This is a genomic window from Bradyrhizobium sp. 179 (genome assembly GCF_023073535.1).
Taxonomy (GTDB): domain Bacteria; phylum Pseudomonadota; class Alphaproteobacteria; order Rhizobiales; family Xanthobacteraceae; genus Bradyrhizobium.
Genome location: NZ_JADPJR010000127.1, coordinates 18,396 through 43,479, shown reverse-complemented (window position 1 = coordinate 43,479; position 25,084 = coordinate 18,396). Strand labels below are relative to the sequence as shown.

22 protein-coding genes are annotated in these 25,084 nt (G+C 59.1%); 4 read left to right on the top strand and 18 right to left on the bottom strand.

Annotation, left to right across the window (positions count from 1 at the left end):
* Positions 1-3: 3 nt before the first annotated feature.
* The 15 genes from rfbD to IVB12_RS28815 all read right to left on the bottom strand — a co-directional run bounded on the left by rfbD (position 4) and on the right by IVB12_RS28815 (position 16,355).
* On the bottom strand, positions 4-885 hold the full coding sequence (gene rfbD, locus IVB12_RS28885; RefSeq protein ID WP_247304182.1) for a dTDP-4-dehydrorhamnose reductase: 882 nt from the start codon (positions 883-885) through the stop codon (positions 4-6).
* On the bottom strand, positions 882-1,940 hold the full coding sequence (gene rfbB / locus IVB12_RS28880) for a dTDP-glucose 4,6-dehydratase (protein WP_247304181.1): 1,059 nt from the start codon (positions 1,938-1,940) through the stop codon (positions 882-884). Before rfbB ends, rfbD begins: the two co-directional genes overlap by 4 nt.
* A 15-nt stretch (positions 1,941-1,955) precedes the next feature.
* Positions 1,956-2,510 (bottom strand): dTDP-4-dehydrorhamnose 3,5-epimerase, encoded by a 555-nt coding sequence (rfbC, locus tag IVB12_RS28875; protein ID WP_247304179.1) that lies wholly within the window; start codon positions 2,508-2,510, stop codon positions 1,956-1,958.
* Between the two features lie 48 nt (positions 2,511-2,558).
* A complete protein-coding gene (locus IVB12_RS28870; RefSeq protein WP_247304177.1) occupies positions 2,559-3,485 on the bottom strand; it encodes a glycosyltransferase family 2 protein in 927 nt (308 codons plus the stop codon).
* A gap of 164 nt (positions 3,486-3,649) precedes the next feature.
* Positions 3,650-4,495, bottom strand: coding sequence for a hypothetical protein (locus IVB12_RS28865; protein WP_247304175.1), 846 nt, complete (start codon positions 4,493-4,495; stop codon positions 3,650-3,652).
* Positions 4,496-5,626, bottom strand: coding sequence for a hypothetical protein (locus IVB12_RS28860; RefSeq protein ID WP_247304173.1), 1,131 nt, complete (start codon positions 5,624-5,626; stop codon positions 4,496-4,498).
* Positions 5,623-6,579 (bottom strand): glycosyltransferase, encoded by a 957-nt coding sequence (locus IVB12_RS28855; protein WP_247304190.1) that lies wholly within the window; start codon positions 6,577-6,579, stop codon positions 5,623-5,625. Before IVB12_RS28855 ends, IVB12_RS28860 begins: the two co-directional genes overlap by 4 nt.
* A gap of 107 nt (positions 6,580-6,686) precedes the next feature.
* Entirely contained in the window at positions 6,687-7,796 is a 1,110-nt protein-coding gene (locus IVB12_RS28850; protein ID WP_247304171.1) for a DegT/DnrJ/EryC1/StrS family aminotransferase, read from the bottom strand.
* Positions 7,793-8,728 (bottom strand): GNAT family N-acetyltransferase, encoded by a 936-nt coding sequence (locus IVB12_RS28845; protein ID WP_247304169.1) that lies wholly within the window; start codon positions 8,726-8,728, stop codon positions 7,793-7,795. Before IVB12_RS28845 ends, IVB12_RS28850 begins: the two co-directional genes overlap by 4 nt.
* Before the next feature lie 18 nt (positions 8,729-8,746).
* Positions 8,747-9,688, bottom strand: coding sequence for a glucosyl hydrolase (locus IVB12_RS28840; RefSeq protein WP_247304167.1), 942 nt, complete (start codon positions 9,686-9,688; stop codon positions 8,747-8,749).
* Positions 9,685-10,350: an acetyltransferase gene (locus IVB12_RS28835; RefSeq protein WP_247304164.1), complete on the bottom strand. Its 666-nt coding sequence runs from the start codon at positions 10,348-10,350 to the stop codon at positions 9,685-9,687. The genes IVB12_RS28840 and IVB12_RS28835 overlap by 4 nt, the downstream gene beginning before the upstream one ends.
* Complete coding sequence (locus IVB12_RS28830; RefSeq protein ID WP_256467132.1) at positions 10,347-10,754, bottom strand: FdtA/QdtA family cupin domain-containing protein; 408 nt, start codon at positions 10,752-10,754, stop codon at positions 10,347-10,349. The genes IVB12_RS28835 and IVB12_RS28830 overlap by 4 nt, the downstream gene beginning before the upstream one ends.
* A 217-nt stretch (positions 10,755-10,971) precedes the next feature.
* Positions 10,972-11,262, bottom strand: coding sequence for a hypothetical protein (locus IVB12_RS28825; RefSeq protein WP_247304161.1), 291 nt, complete (start codon positions 11,260-11,262; stop codon positions 10,972-10,974).
* An 869-nt stretch (positions 11,263-12,131) separates the two neighbouring features.
* Positions 12,132-13,703 carry a hypothetical protein gene (locus IVB12_RS28820; protein ID WP_247304160.1) on the bottom strand — a complete coding sequence of 524 codons (1,572 nt, stop codon included), beginning with the start codon at positions 13,701-13,703 and terminating at the stop codon, positions 12,132-12,134.
* Positions 13,704-13,997: 294 nt separating this feature from the next.
* Positions 13,998-16,355 (bottom strand): FG-GAP-like repeat-containing protein, encoded by a 2,358-nt coding sequence (locus IVB12_RS28815; protein WP_247304159.1) that lies wholly within the window; start codon positions 16,353-16,355, stop codon positions 13,998-14,000.
* Positions 16,356-16,557: 202 nt separating this feature from the next.
* On the opposite strand from IVB12_RS28815, the gene IVB12_RS28810 reads away from it, so the two are divergent.
* The 3 genes from IVB12_RS28810 to IVB12_RS28800 all read left to right on the top strand — a co-directional run bounded on the left by IVB12_RS28810 (position 16,558) and on the right by IVB12_RS28800 (position 19,546).
* Complete coding sequence (locus IVB12_RS28810) at positions 16,558-16,860, top strand: hypothetical protein (protein ID WP_247304158.1); 303 nt, start codon at positions 16,558-16,560, stop codon at positions 16,858-16,860.
* A gap of 115 nt (positions 16,861-16,975) precedes the next feature.
* Positions 16,976-18,169 (top strand): CoA transferase, encoded by a 1,194-nt coding sequence (locus tag IVB12_RS28805; protein ID WP_247304157.1) that lies wholly within the window; start codon positions 16,976-16,978, stop codon positions 18,167-18,169.
* 72 nt (positions 18,170-18,241) lie between these two features.
* A complete protein-coding gene (locus IVB12_RS28800; RefSeq protein ID WP_247304156.1) occupies positions 18,242-19,546 on the top strand; it encodes an O-antigen ligase family protein in 1,305 nt (434 codons plus the stop codon).
* Between the two features lie 967 nt (positions 19,547-20,513).
* On the opposite strand, the gene IVB12_RS28795 is transcribed toward IVB12_RS28800, so the two are convergent.
* From IVB12_RS28795 to IVB12_RS28785, 3 genes are all read right to left on the bottom strand, one after another.
* On the bottom strand, positions 20,514-22,037 hold the full coding sequence (locus tag IVB12_RS28795; protein WP_247304155.1) for a tripartite tricarboxylate transporter permease: 1,524 nt from the start codon (positions 22,035-22,037) through the stop codon (positions 20,514-20,516).
* 11 nt (positions 22,038-22,048) lie between these two features.
* On the bottom strand, positions 22,049-22,591 hold the full coding sequence (locus tag IVB12_RS28790) for a tripartite tricarboxylate transporter TctB family protein (protein WP_247304154.1): 543 nt from the start codon (positions 22,589-22,591) through the stop codon (positions 22,049-22,051).
* A 177-nt stretch (positions 22,592-22,768) separates the two neighbouring features.
* Positions 22,769-23,764: a tripartite tricarboxylate transporter substrate-binding protein gene (locus tag IVB12_RS28785; RefSeq protein WP_247304153.1), complete on the bottom strand. Its 996-nt coding sequence runs from the start codon at positions 23,762-23,764 to the stop codon at positions 22,769-22,771.
* Between the two features lie 334 nt (positions 23,765-24,098).
* On the opposite strand from IVB12_RS28785, the gene IVB12_RS28780 reads away from it, so the two are divergent.
* Complete coding sequence (locus tag IVB12_RS28780; protein ID WP_247304151.1) at positions 24,099-25,061, top strand: UDP-glucuronic acid decarboxylase family protein; 963 nt, start codon at positions 24,099-24,101, stop codon at positions 25,059-25,061.
* The last annotated feature ends 23 nt before the right edge of the window (positions 25,062-25,084 follow it).

The window sequence follows — 25,084 nt, the reverse complement described above, 5'->3', positions numbered from 1 at the left end:
CTCCTACTCCTGTGAGATACGATCGAGGCATTCATCCAGCGACGTCTGCAGTGCTGGTAGCGTTATGCCAAAAACTGACTGCAGGCGCCTGGTCGAGAGGCGTGAGTTCGCCGGACGAACTGCGCGCACCGAATATTCGGAACTGGAAACCGGAGCGATCTCACTCAAATTTGAGCCCCCAACTCTCTGCCCAATCAAGCGAGCAAATTCGTACCAGGTCAAAGCATCGGGACCAGCAATATGCGTTATTCCGGAGTAGTTCGAACGCCAGCCTGTCCGGACCAGCCGACGCGCCAACGTTATTGTGGCCTGAGCCAAGTCTGGAGCATAACTCGGACAGCCGATCTGATCATTGACCACCCGAAGACGTTCCCCCGCAACGAGTTTGCGCCAGATCGTCCGGACAAAGTTAGTACCAAACGGTGCATATACCCAGGAGGTCCGCAGAACGATATGCTGGACGTTCGCTGACGCCACGGCTCGCTCTCCTTCCAATTTCGAACGTCCGTAGACGCTTTGCGGATTGGGAGCATCCTGTTCCTCGTAGAAGCCGGGTTTCGTTCCGTCGAAAACATAGTCAGTCGAAAAATGAATGATGGGAAGCCGAGCGCCTGCAGCAGCAGCCGCAACCTCCCCAGCACCATCGCTGTTAATCGTGAACGCAAGCTGCGATTCGTCTTCAGCTCTATCGACGGCTGTGTAAGCAGCCGCGTTGACAACGATGTCGGGGCGAAATTCCGAGACCACCGCAGTTACCGCTCCGCGCCGCAACAGATCCGCATTAGGACGTCCGACGGATTGGAGAATGAGATCACTCTCGCTGGCAGCCGCTTCACGTAACGATCGGGCAATCTGGCCTTCGCGACCGACGACCAAAAGTCTCATGAGCCTTGCCCGATAAGTCCCAGCCGCTTGCCGCTATAGACGCGCTCCCGCAACGGGCGCCACCAATCGGCTCGGTCCATATACCAGCGCACCGTCTTTTCGATGCCTGTCTCGAACGTTTCGTTAGCACGCCAGCCCAGCTCGCCTTCCAGCTTCGTTGCGTCGATCGCGTAGCGGACATCGTGCCCCGGTCGATCCTTCACGAACGAGATCAACTCATGATGCGACGCGCCGGTTGGGCGCAGCCGGTCCAGCAACGTGCAGATCTGCCGCACTACGTCCAGGTTGGTCTTTTCATTGCGTCCGCCCACATTGTAGGTTTGGCCCGGACAGCCCTTGACCAAAATAGTGGCGAGAGCGCGCGCGTGGTCTTCCACGTAAAGCCAATCGCGGATATTCAAACCATTTCCGTAGACCGGGAGCGTCTTGCCTTCGAGCGCGTTCAGGATCATCAAGGGGATGAGCTTTTCGGGAAACTGGTAAGGCCCGTAATTGTTGGAGCAGTTCGAGACGATCACAGGCAGGCCGTAGGTCCGATACCATGCCTTCGCCAAGTGATCCGATCCAGCCTTGCTGGCCGAATATGGAGAGCTCGGGTCGTAGGCCGTTGTCTCGCTGAAAGCGCCCTCCGCCCCCAAAGATCCGTAGACCTCGTCAGTCGAGACGTGCACGAAGCGAAACGACTGGGCAATGCTCGCCGGGCTGCGCTCGATATAGCGACGCGACACGTCCAGGAGCGTGAACGTACCAAGCACGTTCGTTTGCACGAACACCTTCGACTGCACGATCGAGCGGTCGACGTGAGTCTCGGCCGCAAGGTGAACGACCGCCCCGGGTTCGTACCTCGTGAAAATCGCATCGACGATTTCATGATCGCAGATATCGCCTTTTTCGAAGGCGAAGTGTGAGCTGCTCGACACGGGAGCGAGCGATGCCAAGTTGCCCGCATAGTTCAGGTTGTCGAGCACGACAACATCGAGCCCGAGATTGGAGATGAAGTGACGACAGACCTCAGATCCGATGAACCCGGCCCCCCCAGTCACAAGAACTCGCATGATCGTCCTACAACTTTATTCGGAGAGCGGTGTCGTCTGGCCAAGACGTCTAAGACTGCGATCTTTGTTCGACAAGATGGCCTCGGCGTGGGAGATGCGCCAATCGATTTGGAGCGTGGGATCATCCCACGCGATCCCCCGCTCATGGGCCGGCGAATAATAGTCCGTTGTCTTATAAATGACCTCGCAATTGTCGTCCAGCGTGACGTAGCCGTGCGCGAAGCCGGGCGGAACCCAAATCTGCTGCCAATTAACCTCAGATAGTTCGACGGCAACATGCTTCGCATAGGTCGGCGACCCCTCGCGAACGTCCACTGCAACATCGAGAATGGCCCCTCTCGAGCACCTCACGAGTTTCCCCTGCGCGCGCGGCGCGACCTGGTAGTGCAGGCCGCGTACGACACCTCTGCTCTTGGAGACGACGTGATTATCCTGCACGAAGGCCGTATTGACGCCATAGGCGGCGAGGAGATCTTCCCGAAACGTCTCCGAGAACGAGCCACGATCATCGACATGCCGGAACGGCGTCACCAGCAACACATCAGGAATGGCTAAGCGTTCGATTTTCATGGGTGTCGTCCCGTTTGTTCAGTGCCGGCAGCCCGCCTGCGGAGGCCGTCAAATCCGGCCAAAGATCGCGGCAAGATAGAGCGCAAAATTTTCAACGGCGGTCTGCCGATAGACCCCTGAGCGCCAAAGTAGCCACAACCGAGCAGGCAGCCGAGCCGTTCGCGCGTGGGCAAACAGATCGAGGATTGCGACGTTCTCGGGAAGCAATTCCGAGCGGACCCGACTGAGTAATTTGAGGTTGATATCGTTCCATGCAGTCATTTGCCCGGAGGCTAGCCCAAGCGCCCGCGTGAGGCGCGCCTGAAGACCGACATTCTTTCCGAACACGTTTTCTCCGTGCTGCCGGTAGGCAAGACTAGGCCCAGGATGGTAGTGTATGATGCCTCCAACACCGGCAATGATCTGATAGGTCCACCAATCGTGCGCAACCATCTGTGCTTCGGTCGGGGTTTTCTGAAGAGCCAGTCGGGCGGCCCGGTTGAAAATCATGGTGTTTCCACCGCCGATGCTCTGAACCAGCGCATTGGCGAACCCCGGCGTGCGCCCGAACTGCCGCGAGAAGCCGATTGGTGCTCCCTGCCGGGTCACAAGCTGGGTCCGCGTGCAAAAGAGAGCGGGCTTGTTCTCCGGTATCCGCTCAAACCACGCTACAGCATCCGCCAGCTTGTCAGCGAACCAGACGTCGTCCTGGTCGCTGTAGCCGAACAGGTCGCCTGAAACATCAGGGCAGCGGACCAGCGATACGAAATTCTGCCAGAATCCCTGTCGCGGACCGTGGAGGATAACCACACGCTGCGATACGGATTTTGCGAATTCCTCAATCAACCCGAGCGTGCCATCGGTCGAGCCATCGTCAGATACGATAAGCTCCCAGTTCGAATAAGTCTGGGCACGATAAGACTCGAGTTGCTGGAGAATGAACTCGGCCCCGTTGCGGGCTGCAAGCAGGATCGTGACTTTGAGATGCCTGGACAATTGAATCCGCTCGCGTGCTGACCCCTGGGGTTCACTCAAGGGTTAGCCCTGGGCACTGAAATCAGAGGCGCCTGCGTACCAAATCGCGGCGACGCTTTCCACAGCCTTTTATGCTTCCGGCGGAGTGAATTTAGGCCGGGCCGATGCCTGGGAAGGTCTTGCCGTTAGGCTGACAGTCGTTGGGGTCGCATCCTGCTGACATAGTCGCGTAGCAGGGCCACCATCAGCCCGGCAGCCAAACCCATGACGATACCGAAGATAGCAATAAGACCCCGGCCCGCTCCGCCAATCCTGACCGATGAAATCCCACCTATCATCTCGGTCGGTGAGGACTGATATTTGTCGCGCCTGATTAGGAGAAATCTCTGGCGATCGATTTCCCTTATCTCTTTGGCGTTCCTTTCCATGCTCAATGCAATGGTTGCCAGAGTCATCGACCTGTCATCCACGCCCGGATTACTCGCAGACGTAAACGCTTTCTGCAGGTTCGATTGCACTTCGCGCAGGGTGACAAGCTCCTTTGCATATTCTTCTGCGAGAAATTCGGTTTCCGAGCGGGCCGCCCGTGCGAGCTCTTCGTGCATGGACCTCAGCTGGTTGAAAATCGCAGTTGCGAGATGTCCTGCCTCGTCCGCATTAGTTCCCCGCACCGCGATGCGAATCAGCCCCGTTGACGGCACTGGATCGAACCTTGCGGCGGCATCCGAAGAGCTGCGCGCCACCTGCGACTTTACACGCAATCGCTCCAGGAGGTCTTGAAGCGGCTCAATTGACCGAGCTGCACCGGCCAGCGCATCATAGACGGTACCGATCCGAACCGTGGCTTGTGCCTCCCACTGCGGCTTAACCCTGCTTAGAGGCACAATTGCGATCAAGGCTACGATCACAAAGGTCGCCAGGGCCCATCTCCATTGCCGGATCAGGAGACGCAAGAATTCTCGCGCCTCGATCGAGTCAGGTCGCGCGGCTTCTTTCGCTGATACCGATGCGCTCTCATGGGCCATGATCAATCAGCTCTCCTTCAGCCGTTCATGCATCGCAGGAAGAAAATGTCCAGCGATTGGAATCATCAAACAGACCACCACGAAACCGAAGTTCGTCCAAGTGAACGCCTGTGGTGCAAAGGGAGACATGATGGACACATACGCGAACCGGAGAAAAATCAAGAAGCGCCAGAGCGAAACTTCTCCGCATAACAGCAGCATGCTCCAAAGCAGCATACCGTAAAGCGCCAAAACGCTAAGAAGCGCGAGTCCCCATCCGGCCGCCATCAGGAATGGAAGGAATTCCGTGCCGACATTAATCGTCGGTGCATCCAGTGGTATGTCCGTCCCAAGCGTCGCCACCGAACCGGCGAAGGGGACGAACTGACTGATTAGAAAACTGGCATTGTGATAGCCCTTCGCCAGAATGGAGGAGAAGTTGTAAACGCCAGCGCTCACATATAGCAGCAGCCACTTCACCCCTTCTGGGGAGCTCCGGAAGAAGCTGCTCAACGGCAAGGTGAGACCGTTCAAAGTTCCCGAGCGAACCGCTCCAAGCAGCGAAAAAGCGACTAACCCTCCGAACAGTAGAGGCAAAATCACCTTCCAGGAAAACAGTGGTGAGTTCCTCTTTTGCAGCGCCAGCGTAAGTGTCAGCGAAAACAAGGCTGCGAAGAGACGATTCCGGTCGATTACAAGTATCGGAAAGATAAGGCCTATTGCGATCAGCGCAATGCGCACGGCTTTGCTCTTGAAACAGAGCAATGCGATAGGTGGCAATATCCAGCTCAAATTCGAGATATGCCGAACGTGATTGCGCCCCCCCTCGAACGTCGCATAGGACGAGGGATCGACGATGAGCGGGATAGGGAAGAAGGTCAAATCAATGACGCAGAAGGCGGCCACTAGGCAGCAAAGTGCCGCGGCAATCGCCCCCTGACGCGTTCCCGAGAAGTCCATATCCTGAAATGACTGCAGTGGCGGCAGACGAATAGCGAGGATGACATCCAGCGTTACGATGGCGACAGCGGCAGTCGCGAAGAACAGCACGCCCCCAAGCGTGCCTAGCGAAAATTCAAAGCTGACGAGCATCACCGACAACGCCAGCACGATCGGGAGCGCCAGATAGAACGATGGATAGCGTAGCGCCTCGCTCACTGAAGGATCCCCAGTCGGGCGGACGTCGAAGCGAGTGAGGCAACGGCCCTTAGGCCGCCGAACATCAGAACATTCCAGGCTGATGCGCCATATCGACATTCAAGATAAGCGATCTTTGCCGCGATCAGCCTTCCCTGTGCCTTCAGCATCGTCCCGTATCGGCCATTGAACAAATGGACATTCCGGCTGACCGCCTCGGCCATGTTACGCAGGTTAGCGATCCGCCTCGCAGTGTCCCTGGTTTTGCTGGTGTTGGTGCCGTGAACCCGATAGGCACCCACCTTCACGTCAATAAAGCCGATCACATCCATCGCAGCAAGACGAAGGAAGAAGTCCCAGTCATCGATCAGCAGGTTCTCGTTCCAGCCCTCGGCGGCGTCGAGTCCCTTCTTCCGCAGCAGCGGCACCGGACCGCCAATCGCCCATCTGCAGATGATTTCGCGCCGAATTCCCTCGTCAGTCAGGTAGCGGGCCTTGTCGACGTTAAACAGACCGACCATTGCGCTGTCATGAATGATCCGATCCTGGTCATCGACCACGATCGAGTCGCCGACGACCGCAAGCTTGGCTGGATTGGCTTCGAGGTAGGCGACCTGCGCGGCAGTACCGTCGACCAGAAAATAGTCGTCGCTCGCACCGAGCCGCAGATAGTCGCCGCTGGCCAGCGCGGTTAGTTCGTTGAGCGTCGCAGCAATCCCCCTGTTCTCCCGGTCGACGTAACGGATATCCAATGACGATCTATTCCTGGAAACCCAGTTCGAGATGATCTGCGCCGTACGATCGCGCGAGCCGTCATTGATGACCACAAGCTGCTTATTGACATATTCATCGAACAGAACGCTATCGAGGCATCTCTCGATAAACCGCTCATGGTTGTAGGCGGGAATGAGAAATGACACCAACGGAACCTCCGCCGCCCTGTTCACCACGGCGTGGTCCGGACCGATATTCATCACGATTGCAGACCTTTCCCGTAGCTTGGCAATCGGCTAAGGCACGAAGGAGGTGACAGCCAACGAACGCGACGCTCGTCAACTATCACAGGACGCATGTCAAAATTCTAACGCTTGAATTCGCAACATGCGGCGATCACCTGTTTGACCTGCTCGGGCCGTAGCGTCGGCCCAAGTGGCAAACTCAGAACTTCACGATGAAGTCTTTCGGAAATCGGAAGCGACAGACCATGCAGACCCAGATACGCCTTCTGCAGGTGCGGAGCGACAGGATAATGAATGAGCGTCTGGATGTTGCGGGATGCTAGATAACTTTGCAGCTCCTCACGGTGCTCGCATTGGACGACGAAGACATGCCAGACGTGAGTGCCGGGATCACAGGCCACAACGGGCAGCCGAATTCTCGCATTCTTGATGCCCTCCAGATAAGCGGCCGCAATCTCGCGGCGCGACGTGATCTCGTTCTCGAGATATTTCAGCTTAACCCGCAATATCGCCGCCTGAATCTCGTCCAGTCGCGAGTTGACCCCTTCGCAGTCGTGGTAATATTTGACTTTGGAGCCATAGTTTCTCACAGCGCGAAGCCGCTCCGCCAGCATCTCATCGCTCGTGACGATCGCACCGCCATCACCGAGCGCACCGAGGTTCTTTGTCGGGAAGAAGCTGAACGCGGCTGCGTCGCCAAAGGCGCCTGCCCTCTTACCATCGCGCGTTGCGCCATGGGCCTGTGCCGCATCCTCAATCAACAGGAGGCCGCGTGCCTGCGCGATAGCGCTCAGCTCCGGCATCGCCGCCAATTGTCCATAGAGATGGACAGCCACGATTGCGCGCGTCCTCGGACCAATCGCGCGCGATACGCGTTCAGGATCGATGTTGAAGGTGAGCGGATCGGGCTCGACGAGAACAGGCCGCAACCGGTTCTGGGTGATTGCCAGAATGGTCGCAATGAATGTGTTGGCAGGGACGATGATTTCGTCGCCTTCGGCGATCCTGCCAATTTGCATGTAGGCGCGCAGGGTGAGAATCAGCGCATCCAGGCCGTTTCCCACGCCGACGCAGAAGCGCGACCCACAATACTCCGCGAATTCGTGCTCGAAGGACTGAAGCTCCTCGCCCAGGATGTACCATCCCGACTCGATCACTCGGGACGCTGCAGCCTTGAGCTCGTCGATGTATGGGGTGTTGGCCTCTTGCAGGCTCAGAAACGGCACCATCATTCTAGATCCATCTCATAAAAGTCGTGAACAATACCGCGCCCCCCGAAGCCCTCCTTCTGTGACGCGAGGCCCTCGTTAAGATAGCGGCCCGCCTGCTCGGTCGAAATCCCGAAACTGAAGTAGCGCCTGTCGGCATAGACGTCATTGACGAGCTCGGATATAACAAGATCGAGCGCGCCGGTTGTTCGGCCTAGCTCGCTCGACCCCATGTACTGCGTGTGCACCGTGCTGCCAAAATCGTAAATAATGACCCCCGCTTGCAGCAGGCCGTCTGCCCGCGCCTCATAGAGGACAATCTGGTCTGGAAATCGGGATTTCAGCAATTGCAGCTCGGCGAGCGAATGGACCACCTGACGGTCGCGGTCGCTGGCCTGCTCCAGGAGAAGCCGATGGAATGCGTCGAAGCTGTGCGACGCGCTCACCACAACGTTCGCCTTCCTAGCTTTGTTGATCGTCCACTTCCGTCCCTTGGAGTACTTTGGCGCCTTGCCGATTTCGACGACCGAGGAGATATCCCGACGCTGCAGTCGCGCCCCCATCCTGAACAGAGCGTACAAGTCCTCCTCTGAAGGGTAGCGGTGGAACACGTGGGGCACGGCCTTATAGATTAGCTTTTCTCGTCCGGCGGAGGCGTAGTGGAAGGCGATCTTTTCTATGGCCTCAAGCGACGACTGCGCCCGCATGTCGGTTGTCGAGAGCAGTCCGCCATAGGTAAGCCCGCCGTGACTACTGATGGTGTTGCCGTGCAAGCTCGCCGGGAATACCGCGCAGGGCCTCTCATCCTGCAGAACGATCAGCGACTGATCGACAAAGCGATCAGAATGGTAATCCATGTAGGAGCGAAGGTGCAGGAAATTGCCCGTTCTGGACTGCAGAACGATCGCATTCCAAGTCTCCTCGTCCGAAGCCGAGTATGATCGAACGTGGATCATTCGCCTTATCCATCGGGACTAGCCAAGCGTGCCGCTGGAACGCGCAACACCAAAACCTTCAACGCCCATGTCATTGCCATTGTAGAACATCAGGACGTTATCGCGGTGCTGGATCAGGGCGGGGTAGCACAAGGTGCGGGAGTCCCATCCCGAGGCGCTCAACGAGATGCCCACATCCTGGTCTTTACGGACCCAATTGCGTCCGTCAAGCGAATAAGCGATCCCAGGCAGGTAGTCCCCAGAGGTAGTTCCATACGTGAAGTACATGACGAACTGACCCCCTACCCGATAGACGCGGGGCCGTCCGATCCGGTACTCGTCGCCTTGTGGCTTGAGGCAGTCGTGCCCGAGCCGCGGCACGGCGAGCAGATCCGGCGTCTCGACATAGCGAATGTGATACTGGGGATACGGTTTGCCACCGATGTACTGCCAGCCGTCACCGCAGGCGAACCAGATCTTCCATAGTCCCCGCTCGAACATCACGGAGTGCACCGCGCCAATCGTGGTCTGGCCTGGCCCGCGGTCGAGGATTGGCGCCTCGGACAATCTGGTGAAGCTTTCGCCGCCGTTGGATGACTTTGCCAATCCCGTAAAGGCGAGGAATTTTGCTTTCGCCACCAGCTGAAAGCCGACGTAAAACATATATATGCCGTCGGCCGTCGGGACAACATCGCCGAGAATAACTCCGTTGTCATCGAAACAGCCGTCCCGACCAATGTCCAGGACGGGACGATGCGACACTCGTACGATCTTGGCGGGAGCATCGGCAAGCACGTCGACATAGCCAATCCGGCTAACGCCCGCCCCGTCCCTGAATCCCGCATAGACGCGAATGGTTTCGTCGTCCAGGCGCATCGGCGTGGGTGTCAGAGCCGAGTTCGCCATCCAACTGCCGACGCCGTGGTCAGATATGCGAAAGGTCAGTCCCTCTTTTTCCCACCTGAACATTGGGCCGCTCAAGTCTCGGTATCCTGACTAGATTTGCCCGGGACAGCGCGGGCCGGCATTGTCGCATAGATCTTGTCCGCCTCGGTATCCTTGGCGATCAGCGAACCGGACCCGATAACACAACGGGGCCCGATCGTGATATGGTCGTTGATGGTGGCATTGACGCCGAGAAACGAGCTCTCGCCGATATTGCAATATCCGGAAATGACAACGTGGGAAGTGACGAACACATTGTCATTTATCACAGAGCGATGACCCACGTGATTGCCACTCCACAGCACGCAATTGTTCCCGACCGTGACGAAGGGCTGAATCACATTGTCCTCGAAAATGAAGGTATTTTCGCCAATCTTGGCATTACGCCATACGAAAGCGCGCGAGCTGACGTACGTTCCGAACCGGTATCCCTTCTGCTTGGCATCGTGGTAGAAACGCGTGCGCAAGCGATTCAGCTGTGTGGAAGGAATTGCAACGAAGACGTCGTACTCGCCCGGCGGATAGCGGTCCGCCAGTTCGCCATAAGGAACTACCGGGAGTCCCTCCAGCTCCGAACTCTTGATGAACTCCGCATCAACCGAAAAGGCCACAACTTCGTAGTCGGAGTCATGAGAGAAGTACTGGAATGCGATCTCTGCGAACTCACCTGCTCCGATGATGACTAGGCGCTTCATCATTTTCTCTCCTGTTTGACGAGCGTGCAGAATTCCTGATAGTCGCGAATGTAATCGCTCGGATCGTAGAGCCGATCCGCGAGCACCATCAGTACGCAATCAGGGCTAAATTCGGACATCTCACGCCAGACCATGCTCTCCAGCAGCAGCCCGCGATAAGGAGTGTCGAGCGTAATCTCGGTCGTGTCGAGCCCGTCGTCCAGATGTACTTTGACGCTTCCCGCGACCGCGATCATGAGCTGCTTCAATTGGCGGTGCGCATGATAACCGCGACGAACGTGGGACTTGGTGTCAAACAGGTAGTACACGCGGCGAATCGTGAATGGAATGTTGCGCTGATCTTCGAGTGCAACCAACATTCCACGCTCGTCTCCGTGCCGATCGAAATCGATAAAGGTGACCCTCATAGCCCCAAATTCTCTCGAAAACCAAGTGACTTAACCTTTACAGAGTTTTGTCTTGTGGTCAACGCGCGCCCGAGTGACAGGTCATCGCAAATCGGATCCACATGATCCGTAGCTCCCGTCGCCTCAATCAGACAAGGAACAATGTTGCTGCCTACGGATGGTTGGCCAGCACACACCAGAATGGTCGAGCGCGTCTCCTGCGGTTCACTGAATTGAGTTACCGTAATACAATCAGGGGGTGAATCAGACGATCGGGGCTGAATGAAGCCAGCGGCGCGCTCCAGCCCGCCTTGCCCACCAAAGAGAAACCTTCTAATTCTGCTTCGGAAGCAGCATCTTTCACGATCTCCTCGGAGCGTTTCCTGGCCGCCAACTGAGCTGCTGACTTGCATTGATACACGTGCTCATTCTCAACTATCCGCGCTTTCTCTCCTGGCTGTGCCGGCACCACGGTGGCCCGGCTACGCCGCTCGATATCTGCCCGGAATGTCAGCCTGTTAGACGTCACCGAGTTTTACTCCCGCAGCTCGCCAAGGTCGGGCAGGTCCCGGTCGACATCCGCATCAACAATGCATGGATCCATGCGGCCTACGAGCGCGAGCACGGCGCTGTCATTACGTCGCCGCTTCCTCTAGGCAGCATCGCGCGATGCGTCTCCGCCCTGCATTGTGGCTCTTTTCACGTCCATGATGGAACCCTTTAGCATGCAAACTCGGATCCTCGACGCGCAATCGGAGACCATCTGATACAGATTGAAGATCTTCAGACCCAGACCTCATGCTAAATCAACACCTGCTTCACGTTGGAACGCGCCTCGTGCACCGGATCAAGGTGGGCGCCCGCTATTGGTCGGCAACGTCGGCATCTCACCGGTCGCGCGGCAGGACTTGTCGGTGTATGACCTCTCGATCTCGCAATGTCGGCGTCGCTGACTTCTTTCGCAGCCACTGCGCTTCGGCCAAGATCGTTCACCTGGCTTTCGAGCCCCAGTTTCTCGACGCTCTCCAGCCGGCACCTTCCCGCGGGAGCGATGTCTCCTTCGTCGTCGCCGCTTCTGCAGACCGGCAAGAGCGGCTGGCGCAGCTCGAGGCGGTGGCACGGCGCCATAACGTGAAGCTGTTCGGGAGCGGCCTGCGCACGCTCTGCATCTCATCACGGCTTCACCGCTGTTAGCAAAGTGTGTGAGGTGTCGAAATGTACCAAACACTGCGTCACGCCGAACTCTCATAGCGGCGGTTGGAGTAGTTCGCAGCCGGCAGCATGGTCCGAAACTATTTTGATCAGGGAAGCGGCAGTAGCCGACCGTGTGAAGCGGCTGAAGCATGGCTAGCGCTCGCCCGGCCTTGAGCGCGACGCCGGTTTATCACGCTCTCAGGTCTAGATGGGAATGATACCCATTAGATGCGCGCGAACTCTCCTGGCGAGAAGTGGACTTGCCGCCAGTCCGAGGATGATGCTCCAGATGGTGCACTCGATAAGGAAATGTACGAGTCCGACTGCCGGCACAAGCGACGCAATGAACGCGCCCAGACACCATCCCACCAGCAGGATAGTTAGTGACAGGGCAAGTAGGAAAACAGCGTGGCGCAACCACTGCTGCAGCGTTTGACTCATGATCACTAGGGCCAGCAAGCCGAATTGCACGCCGACATCACTCGCGACGACGGCAAGGGCCGCGCCCAGCGGCCCTAGCGTCGGAATCAGGACCAGTGAGAGAACCAGGAAGACGATGAGCTGCAGTCCCTTGGTGCGTACCAGGAGATCGCCACGGTTGCTGTGATAGGCAAAAACGAGCGCCAGCAAGGAGGGTGCGACGGCGGCGGAGCCGAGCAAGAGTGTGACAGTAAGCGGCGCGTCATAGGGAATGCTGCCGTGGGTCCAAAGCACAAAGAAATCGCCCCAGAACGCAAGCAGGCCCGCAACGATCACACTGGCAAGCACGGTCACAAGAGCCGATCCATTGGCATAGAGCCGTCGGAGGCGCTCCTTGTCACCGACGGCATAGTCGTGCCCGAGCTCGGCGGCCAGGGGCATGCTCGCCTGCTGACAGAGTCCGCGGACCAAGCTCGCTATCACGCGGGTCAGCCCCCACTGGGCAACCGCAATGCGATCACTGACCAGCGCGCTCACCAGCAACACCGGCACATTGACCAGCGCCAGTTCTGTGATGCTGGCTGCCGCAAAGGGGAAGGCTAATCGGAACTGTCCGACACTCCAGCGCCACGAGACTGAGGGGCTTCTTTGAAAGTGGCCACGGCGCAGAAACGGGAACAGGCGCGGCGCATCGAGCAGGATGAGAAACAACGCAAACAGAACCTGCATCGAAACGAAGGCAATCGCTACCGCGAGCAAGCTGCCGAAGGCGGCGACGGCTAGCAATTGCGCGACCTGGCTCAGCAAAAGCGCGACATTTTGCAGCCAGACGGTGCGACCATATTGACCTCGCACACGATAGAGGCCGGACACCAGATTGGCCGGTACTGTCAGAAGCGTGCCTAGCGTCATCGCCAAGAACGCGGCATCGAACGTGGGCATCGGATGGAATCCGAGCATGCTCGACGGCGGCCAGAGCTGCGCCCCCGCGACAAGCAATATGCCGAGGACCATGACGGTCCCGATATAGATGCGTAGCATTTGACGATAGAGTTTTGCCGTGCGTCCATCGCAATCGGTGCAAGATTTGAAGGCCAGAAAGCGATTGACGGCGCGCAACTGCAATCCTGAATCCGCGACGACCATGAGGCTTCCGGCGGCATAGAGCGCGAACCACGCCGCGAGCATCTCGCCGCTCCAGAAATGCAGAAATGCCGGGATGAGGAGAAGCTGCTGAGACAGCCCCAGTAGCGTCTGAGCGAGGTTTGCCGACCAGCCGTAAACAAGCCGCTGAAGACGCCCCCCGCGCGCAGTGGAAGCGCCCGCGTCCGACCGTTGCAAGGAGATGTCGTTCAAGCGCTGCTCCCCTGGGCACAACACCAAGCAGGCAGCCCGCGGAAGCTGTATTGAGCGAGGCGCGACATCATGGGAATCTTGTGGCAGGCTCAACTGCGGGCTTGTTATCCAGCAAGCCTCTCAGTCATCGGAATCGCCAGCTTTTAGCCAATAAGGCGGCCTATTTCAACTTGGGCCGGCCCTTCACCAAGATCACGGAACGAACCGCCGGTCACGCAGCGGCCAAAACGCCACCAGCACTCGGCCGCTCCGCAGCGGCAGATAAGCACCAGAGCCTTTCGTGGAGGACAAAGCTTAACTCACGAGATGCCACCCCCCGGCGGCGTTCACAATACCAATTTGTCCGTTGAGCGCAATTTGAGTGCCATTCATCTCCCAGGCTGTGAGGACTTGCGTGGAGCTGTTGGAGAACAGAATGTCGGATTTGTGGTCGCCGTTGACGTCCTGGACCCCGGCATAGGTATCGTTGGAGCCGGCGGTGCCGACCTGCGGGTTAGCAATGACCTGCGTGCCGTTGAGCTCCCATACCGCAACACCGTGGCTGATGTCGTTCAGCAACAATAAGTCGGACTTGCCATCGGCATTGAAGTCGCCAAGATCGCCAAAGCGCCATCCACCGGACGTGTTGATCGTACCGATCTGCGGGTTCGCGGTCACCTGCGCGCCATCCATGAGCCAGACTGCGACACCGTGCGAGGTATCATTGAGTAAGAGCAGATCGCTCTTGCCGTCGCCGTTGAAATCGCCGACGCCTACATAGTGCCATCCTCCTGAGGCATTGATGGTGCCGATGGTCGTCTGGCTGGAAACTTGCGTACCATCCATTAGCCAGATCTGAGCATCGTGCGTCGTGTCATTGATCATCAACAGGTCGGCTTTGGCGTCGCCATTGAAATCGCCTGTTGTAGCGTAGTGAAAACCAGAGGCCATCGTGCCGACCTGCGGATTCGCAGTTACTTGCGAGCCATTCATCTCCCAGACCGCGACGCCGTTGCTTGCACTATTAACGAGCAGCAGATCAGATTTGCTGTCTCCATTGAAATCGCCCGTGTCGGCGAAATGCCATCCTCCTGCGGCATTGATCGAGCCGACGGTCGTCTGGCTCGTTACCTGTGTGCCATTCATCAACCAGACCTGCGCGGCGTGCGTCGTGTCGTTGAGCATCAGCAGGTCACTTTTGCCGTCTCCGTTGAAATCGGCCTCTTTGCTAAAGTGAAAGCCTAAAGCCATCGTCCCAACTTGCGGATTCGCAAGCACCGTCGTCCCATTCAACTCCCAAACTGCAACCCCCAAGCTGGCATCATTGAGGATCAACAGGTCGGTATTGCTATCGCCATTGAAGTCTGGCGCATGGGTTGCGACGCGGCTGACGGCGGGTGTACCGGTCAGCGTCGGGCTCGCTACCATGACATCGGCAAACTGGAAATATTCGATGCCGGAGACGGTATCGGTGCCATCAGGTGAGCCGCTGCGCTGGTCGGCCACGGTGAAGGTCTGTGTCGTCGCGTTGTACGAAAGCGCGTAGCTGGGCCGGCTGCCCGAATACACTGCAGTGTCGGTGCCCGAGCCGCCATTGATGGCATCGTTGCCCCCCCCGCCGGTGATCGTGTCGTTGCCGCCCGCGCCGTTCAGCGCGTTGGCGATGGCGTTGCCCACCAGCGTGTCGTTGCCGGAGCCGCCGATGGCGTTGTCGATGTAGGAACGCGCGTCGCCGTTATAGAGATAGGCGTTGTAGACGTTGCCCGATGCATAATGGCCATCGCCGAGATAGGCCAGTTGAACGGAGGAGAATACCGACGACGCGCCGGGGTTGAGGTTGATGCTCAGGTTCGTCGTGTAGTTCGACAGGTCGTAGGTGTCGACGCCGCCGCCGTCCCAGACCGTCTCGTAGATTCGGTTGGCCGAACCGCCGGCGCCGCCGCCCGGCGCGGGCTGCCCGACGCCGTTGATAAACTCCTGCCCCGTGGTCGGATTCCAGGTGTACACCGTGTTGCTGCTCTGGGTCGTGAAGTTCGGGCCGTACATCGTCTGCAGCGCGAGGATGTCGTTGGCCATGTAGGTCTGCGGATATCCGTAGGCCTCATTGGTGTACCCGGTCGTCGTGGACGCCCCGACATAGCTGCGATAGCTCATGACGGTATATTCGCTGTCGTCGTGCGCGGTCGGCACTGCGACGTTGGCCGGCCCCCCGGCCTCCTGGCTGTGCTTGAGGCCGACGGCATGGCCGAGTTCGTGCAGCGCGGTCGCAAAGTAATAATTGCCGAGCTTGGCGAGCGAGTAATTATATTGAGTACCGAACCAGATATCGCCGCCGGAGGCATAATTGCCGGGATAGTAGCCGTAGGAGGTTGGGCTGGCCGACGGCGACTGCGCGATCATGATGTCGGCGCCGTTCGTGCCTGCGTACTGGATGTTGGCGTTGGTATAGCTGTTGATCAACCCGATGGCGTAGTTGATCGCCGTCTGCATCTGGGTCGGCGCCGAAGCGAAGCCCGACGTGGTCGGCTCGCTGCTGCCGCCAGTGTACGGATTCGCGTAGTCGCTGGACGAGTCCGGGAAACTATAGGTGATCGCGCCCGACCATTTATAGCCCGACAGCAGACCATCGACATCGGCGTTGTTGGTCTTCGTGACCGTAACTGCGGTTGCCAAAGCGAATCTCCGAAGCAGCAGGCCCCATCCAATTCGAGGGGTTAACAGATTATTCTAGCTAGAGGGTTAAGCGTTTGGTTTAAATGGGGTGAGACCGCTCGGACCTATGCCATAATGCGCTGTTTCGCTATGAGATCCAGTAGTCATACGGGGCACGAGCAAAAGCTTCGGTTCCCGCGACTCTCGTCATTCGCAGGGTTTCATGAAGAGACGTTCACTCGCAGCCGGCCTGTTTGGCGCCCTTGCGGCGCACGCCGGATTCGATCACACGCGGTTCGGAGGACTGCCCGTCATGGTGGAGAAAGCCAATGCGGATAACAGCGGCAAGGCGGGCCGCTCGCCCACCATGCCAATGGCTCGCGATCCTGCCGTTGCGGTGGCCGAGGAATACGAAGCTGCCCGCCGGAAGGGAACGCGGGAGGCGTTCGAACTCTTCATTGCGCGCCACGGCGACAACCCGCTGGCCGAGCAGGCGCGCGCGGAACTGAAGCGCCTGTCGCGCTGATCCCTTCACGCAGCGCAGCAAACCGCGCCAGCCATTGCATTTCGACCGGCCCAGGCTTGCCGCATGGCCTTTCGGCACTATGGTAGGCCCGCAATCTGTCCCGGAGCCTTTCACGATGCCCTTTCCGCATGCCTCGGAAGCCCTGTCGCGCTTCACCGTGCTCGATCTGACCCGGGTCCGCTCCGGACCGACCTGCGTGCGGCAGCTCGCGGATTGGGGCGCCAATGTCATCAAGATCGACGCGCTGACCGAGGATGCCGGCGGCGAGCAGCCGGGCGGTCCCCGGCGGGGTTCCGACTTTCAAAATCTGCACCGCAACAAGCGAGCGATGACACTCAACCTGAAGGACGAGCGCGGGCTCGCCGTGTTCAAGCGCCTCGCCGCCAAGGCCGACGTGGTGGTCGAGAATTTCCGCCCGGACGTGAAGAAGAAGCTCGGCATCGACTATGAGAGCCTTGCCACGGTCAATCCGCGCATCGTCTATGGCAGCATCTCAGGCTTCGGCCAGGACGGCCCCTATCACAAGCGACCAGGCTTCGATCAGATCGCGCAGGGCATGGGCGGGCTGATGTCAATCACCGGTGCGCCGGGCGGACGACCGATGCGGGTCGGCATTCCCGTCGCCGACCTCACGGCGGGCCTGTTCTGCGCCATGGGCATCCTCATCGCGCTGCTCGAGCGCGAGGTCTCGGGCAAGGGCCAATGGGTGCAGACCTCGCTGCTTCAGGCCCAGATCTTCATGCTCGACTTCCAGGCCGCGCGCTGGCTGATGGAGAAAGAGGTCGCCAAGCAGGCCGGCAACAACCACCCGACCAGCATCCCGACCGGCGTGTTCAAGACCTCGGACGGATACATCAACATCGCCACCACGGGCGGGCGGATCTGGGAGCGCTGCGCCCAGGCGATCGGCGCGCCGGAGCTCTTTGCCCACCCGGACTACGCGACGGCGCCTGCCCGCTCCAAGAACCGCGACGCGCTCAACGACGAGATCGAGAAGCGGACCGTGACAAAGTCGACCGAGACCTGGGTCCGTGAGCTCAACGAGGCCGGCGTGCCCTGCGGGCCGATCTATGCCATCGACCAGATGTTCGAGGACGCGCAGGTCAAGCATCTTGGCATCGCGCAGGACGTGCCGAACGACGAGGACCGCCACATCCGCCTGGTCGGCCAGCCCGTGACGCTGTCGCGCACGCCGAGCAAGATGGTGGCGCGGCCGCCGGAATTCGGCGAGCAGACGAATGAAATTCTCAAAGAATTTGGCTTCAGCGACGACGAGATCGCCAATTTAAGAGAATCCCGCGTCCTCTAAGGCGCTCTCCCTTTCAGTTACAATGTTGCGGGCATCGGAAACCGGACTTACATGCGCGCTGCTTGAGGCACAATGGAAAACAAGCTTAGTACGGTCACCGTAGACGCAAAACAGGCCGGCTTCGTGCCAAGTTGGCGGCTCTGCCTGGCTCTGTCGAGTTCGATGGCAACGAGCGATTTTCTCGCCTGTATCACCGCAGCATCGCTGCCGTGGTCCACAACCATCACCTCAATCTTCAGTGCACTTTGGGCACTTAGTGTGTGTCCGCGAATACGTATGAAAGGGCTCGTCGATACAGTTGGCCGCTCCAGAAGCAGCTTTGCCGTAGCGCTGTTTGCACTCGCATTGGCAGGCACTCTGTGGGCAACTGACGTCTCCTGGGCGGCTCGACTGCGCGGTGTAAATCCCTCGGTCAAGTTTCTTATGATGCCGATTTTGATATACCATTTTCAGAGATCATCGCGCGCAATCTGGATACTTTCCGCATTCCTTGCCTCGTGCACCGTTCTATTGATGTTGTCTTGGATCACAGCCGCCGTGCCAAACCTCACTTCGATTGCAAGTTTGCAGCCCGGCGTTCCTGTGAAGAATTATATTGATCAAAGCCAATCGTTTGCTTTATGCGCCGTAGTATTGGCGTGGCCGATCCTTGAGTTGATTCGATCTCGCAAAATCAATCTGGCGCTGCTTTTAGTCGCATTATCGATAGCATTTCTTGTGAATCTATCCTTCGTTGTACTCGCCCGGACAGCCCTAATATATGTCCCCGTAATGCTCTTCCTTTTTGGAGCGTTCTATCTACCGCGCTCGATTTTTTACGGCGCGATTGCCTGTTTCGTTTTTCTGGCCGGGTCTGCTTGGCTTGCCTCTTCCACTCTACGGGATCGGACGAACAGCATCCTGCTTGAATATTCGAAATACGGCGATAGCAATGAGATAACTTCGGCAGGAATGCGGCTAGAGTATTGGCGCAAGTCTCTCATTTTTTTTCGAGAAGCTCCAGTCCTTGGGCATGGCACAGGATCAGTTCAGACGCTGTTCGATCGCGCCGCACAAGGCCAAACCGGACTTGCAGCGCAGACGATCAGCAATCCACACAATCAAACTCTTAACGTCGCCGTGCAGTGGGGCTCGATCGGCTGCATGATCTTGTATGCAATGTGGATTGGTCAGCTTAACCTTTTTGGCGGGTCAGGATTCTATCCGTGGCTTGGGTTCATAGTCATCGTACAGAACATTGTTAGCTCATTGTTCAATTCGCATTTATTCGATTTTGTACCAGGCTGGATTTACGTGATCGGCGTTAGCCTCGCAGCAGGAATGATTTTGCAGCGAGTCGATAGGATTGCTCGACATGATGACGGCACTTGGCGTTAACGCCGTTAGGCGGTGGAGCGTGGCATCGATGGTGCTGCTAGGCTTCCGTCAGAGAATGGACGGGCTTGCAAAAGGCCAATAGACTCGGTTGAACGGCCTGAGATGAGCAGCCATCTAAGATGGTGCCATGCAGCCCCTAGTTTGTGAGGCGGACTTGGGCTACGGCGCCAACTGACGAGTAGGCTCTCAATGGCAGGCCAGAAGAGCAGCACGATCGCCACCGTCGTGATCTAGCCAACCAGCCCGCTCGACCGGAACACCTTCAGGCTCCTCCGCAGCCAATCATGGAAAGTCGGAGGGCATCCTCGGCTGCCAAGCACGAGCGCCAGCGTGAACGGTGCCAAGGAAAACGCAAGCCGATCTATGCCATCGACAAAATGTTCAAGGAACCAAGTCAAGCATCTGGGTGTCGCGCACGCCGAGCAGGATGGTGGCGCAGCCGCCGGAGATTCGGCGAGCAGACCGATGAGGTACTGAAGGAGTACGGCGCCGAGGAGATTGCCAAGCTCAGGGACGCCAAAGTGGGTGAACGTCACTCGGCACCGTCTCCAACGACAAACGCACGCGCTGACGCCTCTGTCGATTTTAGTACTTCGAGACCGCCGGGCCACCAAACTGATAGTTGATGCCGGCGCGCAGATGTGTCGGTAAATCGCGACGATACGTTGGCAGTGATCGTGGAGCCCAGTGCCAACGTGAACGGACCGGACGAGAAGCGTCCCGAGATCCATATAGAAGATATTGGAGCTTGGCATCCAGTTCTGACACCCGCACCAACGGTCCAGCGCGCGCGTCGTCGAGTTCGAGCCGATCGACGCGATCGCCACACCCGCGGGGGTGAAGCCGGTCATGGCGCCGCTGGTCTTGATCTCCCCGAACGCCAGACCGCCGGTTCCGCAGAACAGCACCTTGGGGTCGCCAGGACGCCGATACGGCCGCAGGCCACAACGACATCGTCTCTAAGAGATTATGCTTCGCGCGATGTCGCCGTGGTCCGATGCGTCCAACCAACGCGGGCGAGCAGGCCGTCAATTACGGGCCAGAACAGTAGCACGATTGCCAGCGTCGTGATCGAGCCGACAAGCCCGTTCGACCAGAACACCTTCAGGGTCCCTCCGGAGCCGATCATGGACAGGCGGAATGCATCCTCGGCGCGGTTGCCGAGCACGAGCGCCAGCGTGAACGGCGCCAGGGGAATGCCGATCTTCTTGAAGACGTAGCCGACGATTCCGAAGCCGAGCATCAGCCAGATGTCGAACATCGCATTCTGGATCGCATAGGCGCCGATCGCGCACGACACCACGATCATCGGCGCGACCGCGGCGAACGGCACGCGCAGGATCGAGGCGAAGATCGGCACCGTCGTCAACACCAGCACGAGGCCGACGACGTTGCCGAGATACATCGAGGCGATCAGGCCCCAGACGAAATCCTTGTGCTCGACGAACAGCAGCGGGCCGGGATTGAGCCCCCACACCATCAACCCGCCGAGCAGGATGGCCGCGGTGCCGGAGCCGGGAATGCCGAGCGCCAGCATCGGCAGCAGCGCCGAGGTGCCGGACGCATGCGCCGCCGTTTCAGGCGCGAACACGCCCTCGATGCGACCCATGCCGAAACCCTCGGGATTCTTGGCGAAGCGCTTGGCCAGATTGTAGCCCATGAAGGACGCCGCGATCGCGCCGCCCGGGGTGATGCCGAGCCAGCAGCCGATGAAGGACGAGCGCAGCAGCGTGACCCAATATTTCGGCAGGTCCTTCCAGACCCTGAGCACGACGCGGAGCGAGATGCTCGCCGCATGCCCGCGCAGCGCCAGCCGTTCCTCCATCGTCAGCAGGATCTCGCTGATGCCGAACAAGCCGATGACCGCGACCAGGAAGTTGATGCCGCGCAAAAGCTCGGCCGAACCGAAGGTCATGCGCAGATTGCCCGAGACCGTATCCATGCCGACGCCGGCGAGCAGGAGACCCAGCGACATCGAGATGACGGTCTTGTGCTTGGCTTCGCGCCCGAGGCCGACGAAGGAGCAGAAGGTCAATAGATACACCGCAAAGAACTCGGGCGGGCCGAACTTCAGCGCAAAGGACGAGATCATCGGCGCGAGGAAGGTGATCAAGAGCACCGCGACCAGCGAGCCGATGAAGGAGGACGTGAACGCCGCGGTCAGCGCCTCCGCTGCCCTGCCCTGCTGCGCCATCGGATAGCCGTCGAAGGTGGTCGCGACCGACCACGCCTCGCCGGGGATGTTGAACAGGATCGAGGTGATCGCGCCGCCGAACAGCGCGCCCCAGTAGATGCAGGACAGCATCACGATCGCGGAGGTCGGATCCATCGTGAAGGTGAGCGGCAACAGGATCGCCACGCCGTTGGGGCCGCCGAGCCCCGGCAGCACGCCGACGAAGATGCCGAGCACCAGCCCGACCAGCATCAGCACAACTGTCTTCCACGTCAGCAGGACCGCGAAGCCGTGAATCAGGAGACCAAACGCTTCCATCGCGATGCGCCCTAGCGCCCGAGGGCCGCTTCGAGCGGCCCTTTCGGCATGATAACGTCGAACGCGATGTCGAAGGTGACGAACATGATTGCCGTGAACACGAGGGCTGTGAGCAGCGACTTCCACAGCGCGATCTTGCCGACGAAGCGCATGAAGCCGGAGATCAGGAGGAAGCTCGCGACATAGAGGCCGAGGAATTGGGTCACCAGGCAGAACAGCAGCGTCGGCACGAACACCGCCATCACGCGGCGGGCTTGCGCCCGCGTGACAAAGGTCTCGCGCGCGGCGCGGTGCGCGAGGAGCGCGACGATCAGGCCGTAGAGGCTGCCGCCGCCGAGAATGACGCAGAGATAGAACGGGAAATAGCCGGGCTCCGGCCCGGTCGCATCCCAGGCCGCACCGGTACGCCAATTGTCGTAGCCGAGCGTGACGGCAAGGGCCAGCAGCATGAGGCAGACGACGATCTCGATCGTGCCGGAGGAAACGACGGAGGGGGAGTCGTCCTCAGGCGCGGTCGGATCCTCGACGACGATTTCAAGATCCGTTTGGGACATGAGCTGTCAGGACAGAGTGCGTTCAATTCCCCCTCCCCGCTTGCGGGCAGAGGGTCGGTGAGGGGAGTCTCCGCGGAGCCAGTGAGAGTTATTCTCGCGGAGAGTCCCCCCCCACCCGGATCGCGTCTTCGATGCAAATCCGACCTCTCCCCGCAAGTGGGGCGAGGTGACAAGCAGCTACTTCGCGACGAATCCCGCTTCCGTCATCAGCGCCTTGTTGATGGCATCGTCCTCCTCGAGGAACTGCACCATGTCCTTGCCGGTGAGGAAGATCGGCTTCAGGGCCTGCTTCTCCATATAATCCTTGTACTCGGCAGTCTGTGTCACTTTGTGGAAGAGATCGACATAGAACGCCTGCTGCTCCGGCGTGACCTTGCCGGGCAGGAACATCGCGCGCAGCATCAGGTACTGGACGTCGACGCCCTCCTCCTTGCAGGTCGGGATGTCGGCCCAGGACTGCGTCTCGGTCACCTTGGCGGTGTAGGCGATGCGCTCCTTGTCGAACACGCAGAGCGGACGCACCTGGCCCGCGCGCCAGACTTCGAGATTTTCCGAGGGGTTGTTGACGTTGGCTTCGGTGTGGTTGCCGACCAACTGGGTCGCCGCCTCGCCGCCGGACTTGTAAGGCAAATAGGAGAATTTCGCGCCGGTCTTCTGCTCGAGGAAGACGGTCAGCACGTGATCCTCACGCTTGGAGCCGGTGCCGCCCATTTTGAACGGCGAGCTAGCCGCCTTCGCGGCTGCGACGAACTCCTTCACCGTCTTGGGACCTGCGCTGTTGTCCCACAGCACGAATTGGTCGAGCGCGATCACCGAGACCGGGGTCAGCTCGCGCCAGTTGAAGGGGATCTTCGCCGACAGCGGCAGCATGTAGATCAGCGAGTAGGCGATCAGCACCTTGTTCGGATCGCCCTCGCTGGATTTCATGTACATCAGCGCTTCCGCGCCCGATGCGCCGCCCTTGAGCGAGACGACCATCGGCTGCTTCATCAGATTGTTCTTCTGGATCGCGGCCTGCATCATCCGCGCCATCTGGTCGGAGGCGCCACCCGCGCCCGCCGCCACCACGATCTCGACGGGCTTTGCCGGTTCCCAGCCGGCGAAGGCCGGCGTGCCCAACAACAGCGCCGTCGCAGCGCCGACGGCCTTCACTGGAATTCGCACGAGTTTCATCCCCTGATGTTTTTTGAGTTGTAGTGCGGAAAATTCTATCGCTGCATTGTGCGGACTAATACTGACGAGTTCAAGCAGGCGGGCAATTCAGCGCATATGACTTTCGACTGACGAAGCCGAAAGCTTATGATAATCTACCTGCCCTTCCAATTCGGCGCTTGTTGGGGAAGGCGTCCATGCCGTTGCGGAAATCCCCGCTCATATAGGCCTTCAGGATCAGGTTCATTTTTGAAGGATCATAATGGGAATGCAAGCCTATTAGCTTATCCGCCCGTAGCCGATACCACTCTGCCGCCTCATCCGACGGTCCCCGAGATCCCTGCTGGAACCGATCATGCCATTTGAAAGCTACAACAACAGCCGCATCCTCGTGACCGGGGGCGCCGGCTTCATCGGATCGCATTTGTGCGAGCGACTGCTCGAAGCGGGGGCCGAGGTGGTGTCCGCGGACAATTATTTCACCGGCAGCCGGCGCAACATCGCCCATCTGATCGTCAATCCGCTGTTCGAGGCGGTCAGGCACGACGTCACCTTCCCGCTCTACATCGAGGTCGACGCGATCTTCAACCTTGCCTGCCCGGCCTCGCCGATCCACTACCAGCGTGACCCCGTGCAGACCACCAAGACCTCGGTGCACGGCGCCATCAACATGCTCGGCCTCGCCAAGCGGCTGAAGGCGCGCATCTTCCAGGCCTCCACCAGCGAGGTCTATGGCGATCCGCTGATTCATCCCCAGACCGAGGACTATTGGGGCAACGTCAATCCGATCGGCATCCGCTCCTGCTACGATGAGGGTAAGCGCTGCGCCGAGACGCTGTTCTTCGACTATTGGCGCCAGCATGGCCTGCCGATCAAGGTCGCACGCATCTTCAATACCTACGGCCCGCGCATGCAGCCCAATGACGGACGTGTGGTGTCGTCCTTCATCGTCCAGGCGCTTCAGGGCGAGCCGATCACAGTGTTCGGCGACGGTGGGCAGACCCGCTCCTTCTGCTATGTCGACGACCTCGTCGAGGCCATTACGCGGCTGATGGTGACACCGGAAGACGTCACCGGCCCGATCAATCTCGGCAACAATTCCGAATTCACGATCCGCGAGCTCGCCGAGAAGGTCATTAAGCTCACGGGCTCGCGTTCCAAGCTGGTGTTCAAGCCGCTGCCGCAAGACGACCCGCGGCAGCGCCAGCCCAACCTCGCCAAGGCGAAGGCGGCGCTGAACTGGGAGCCGAAGGTCGTGCTCGAGGATGGGCTGAAGGAGACGATCGGCTACTTCAAGCGCTCGCTTGAACTGACCTGATTCCGCGCAGCTTCCATCATCCG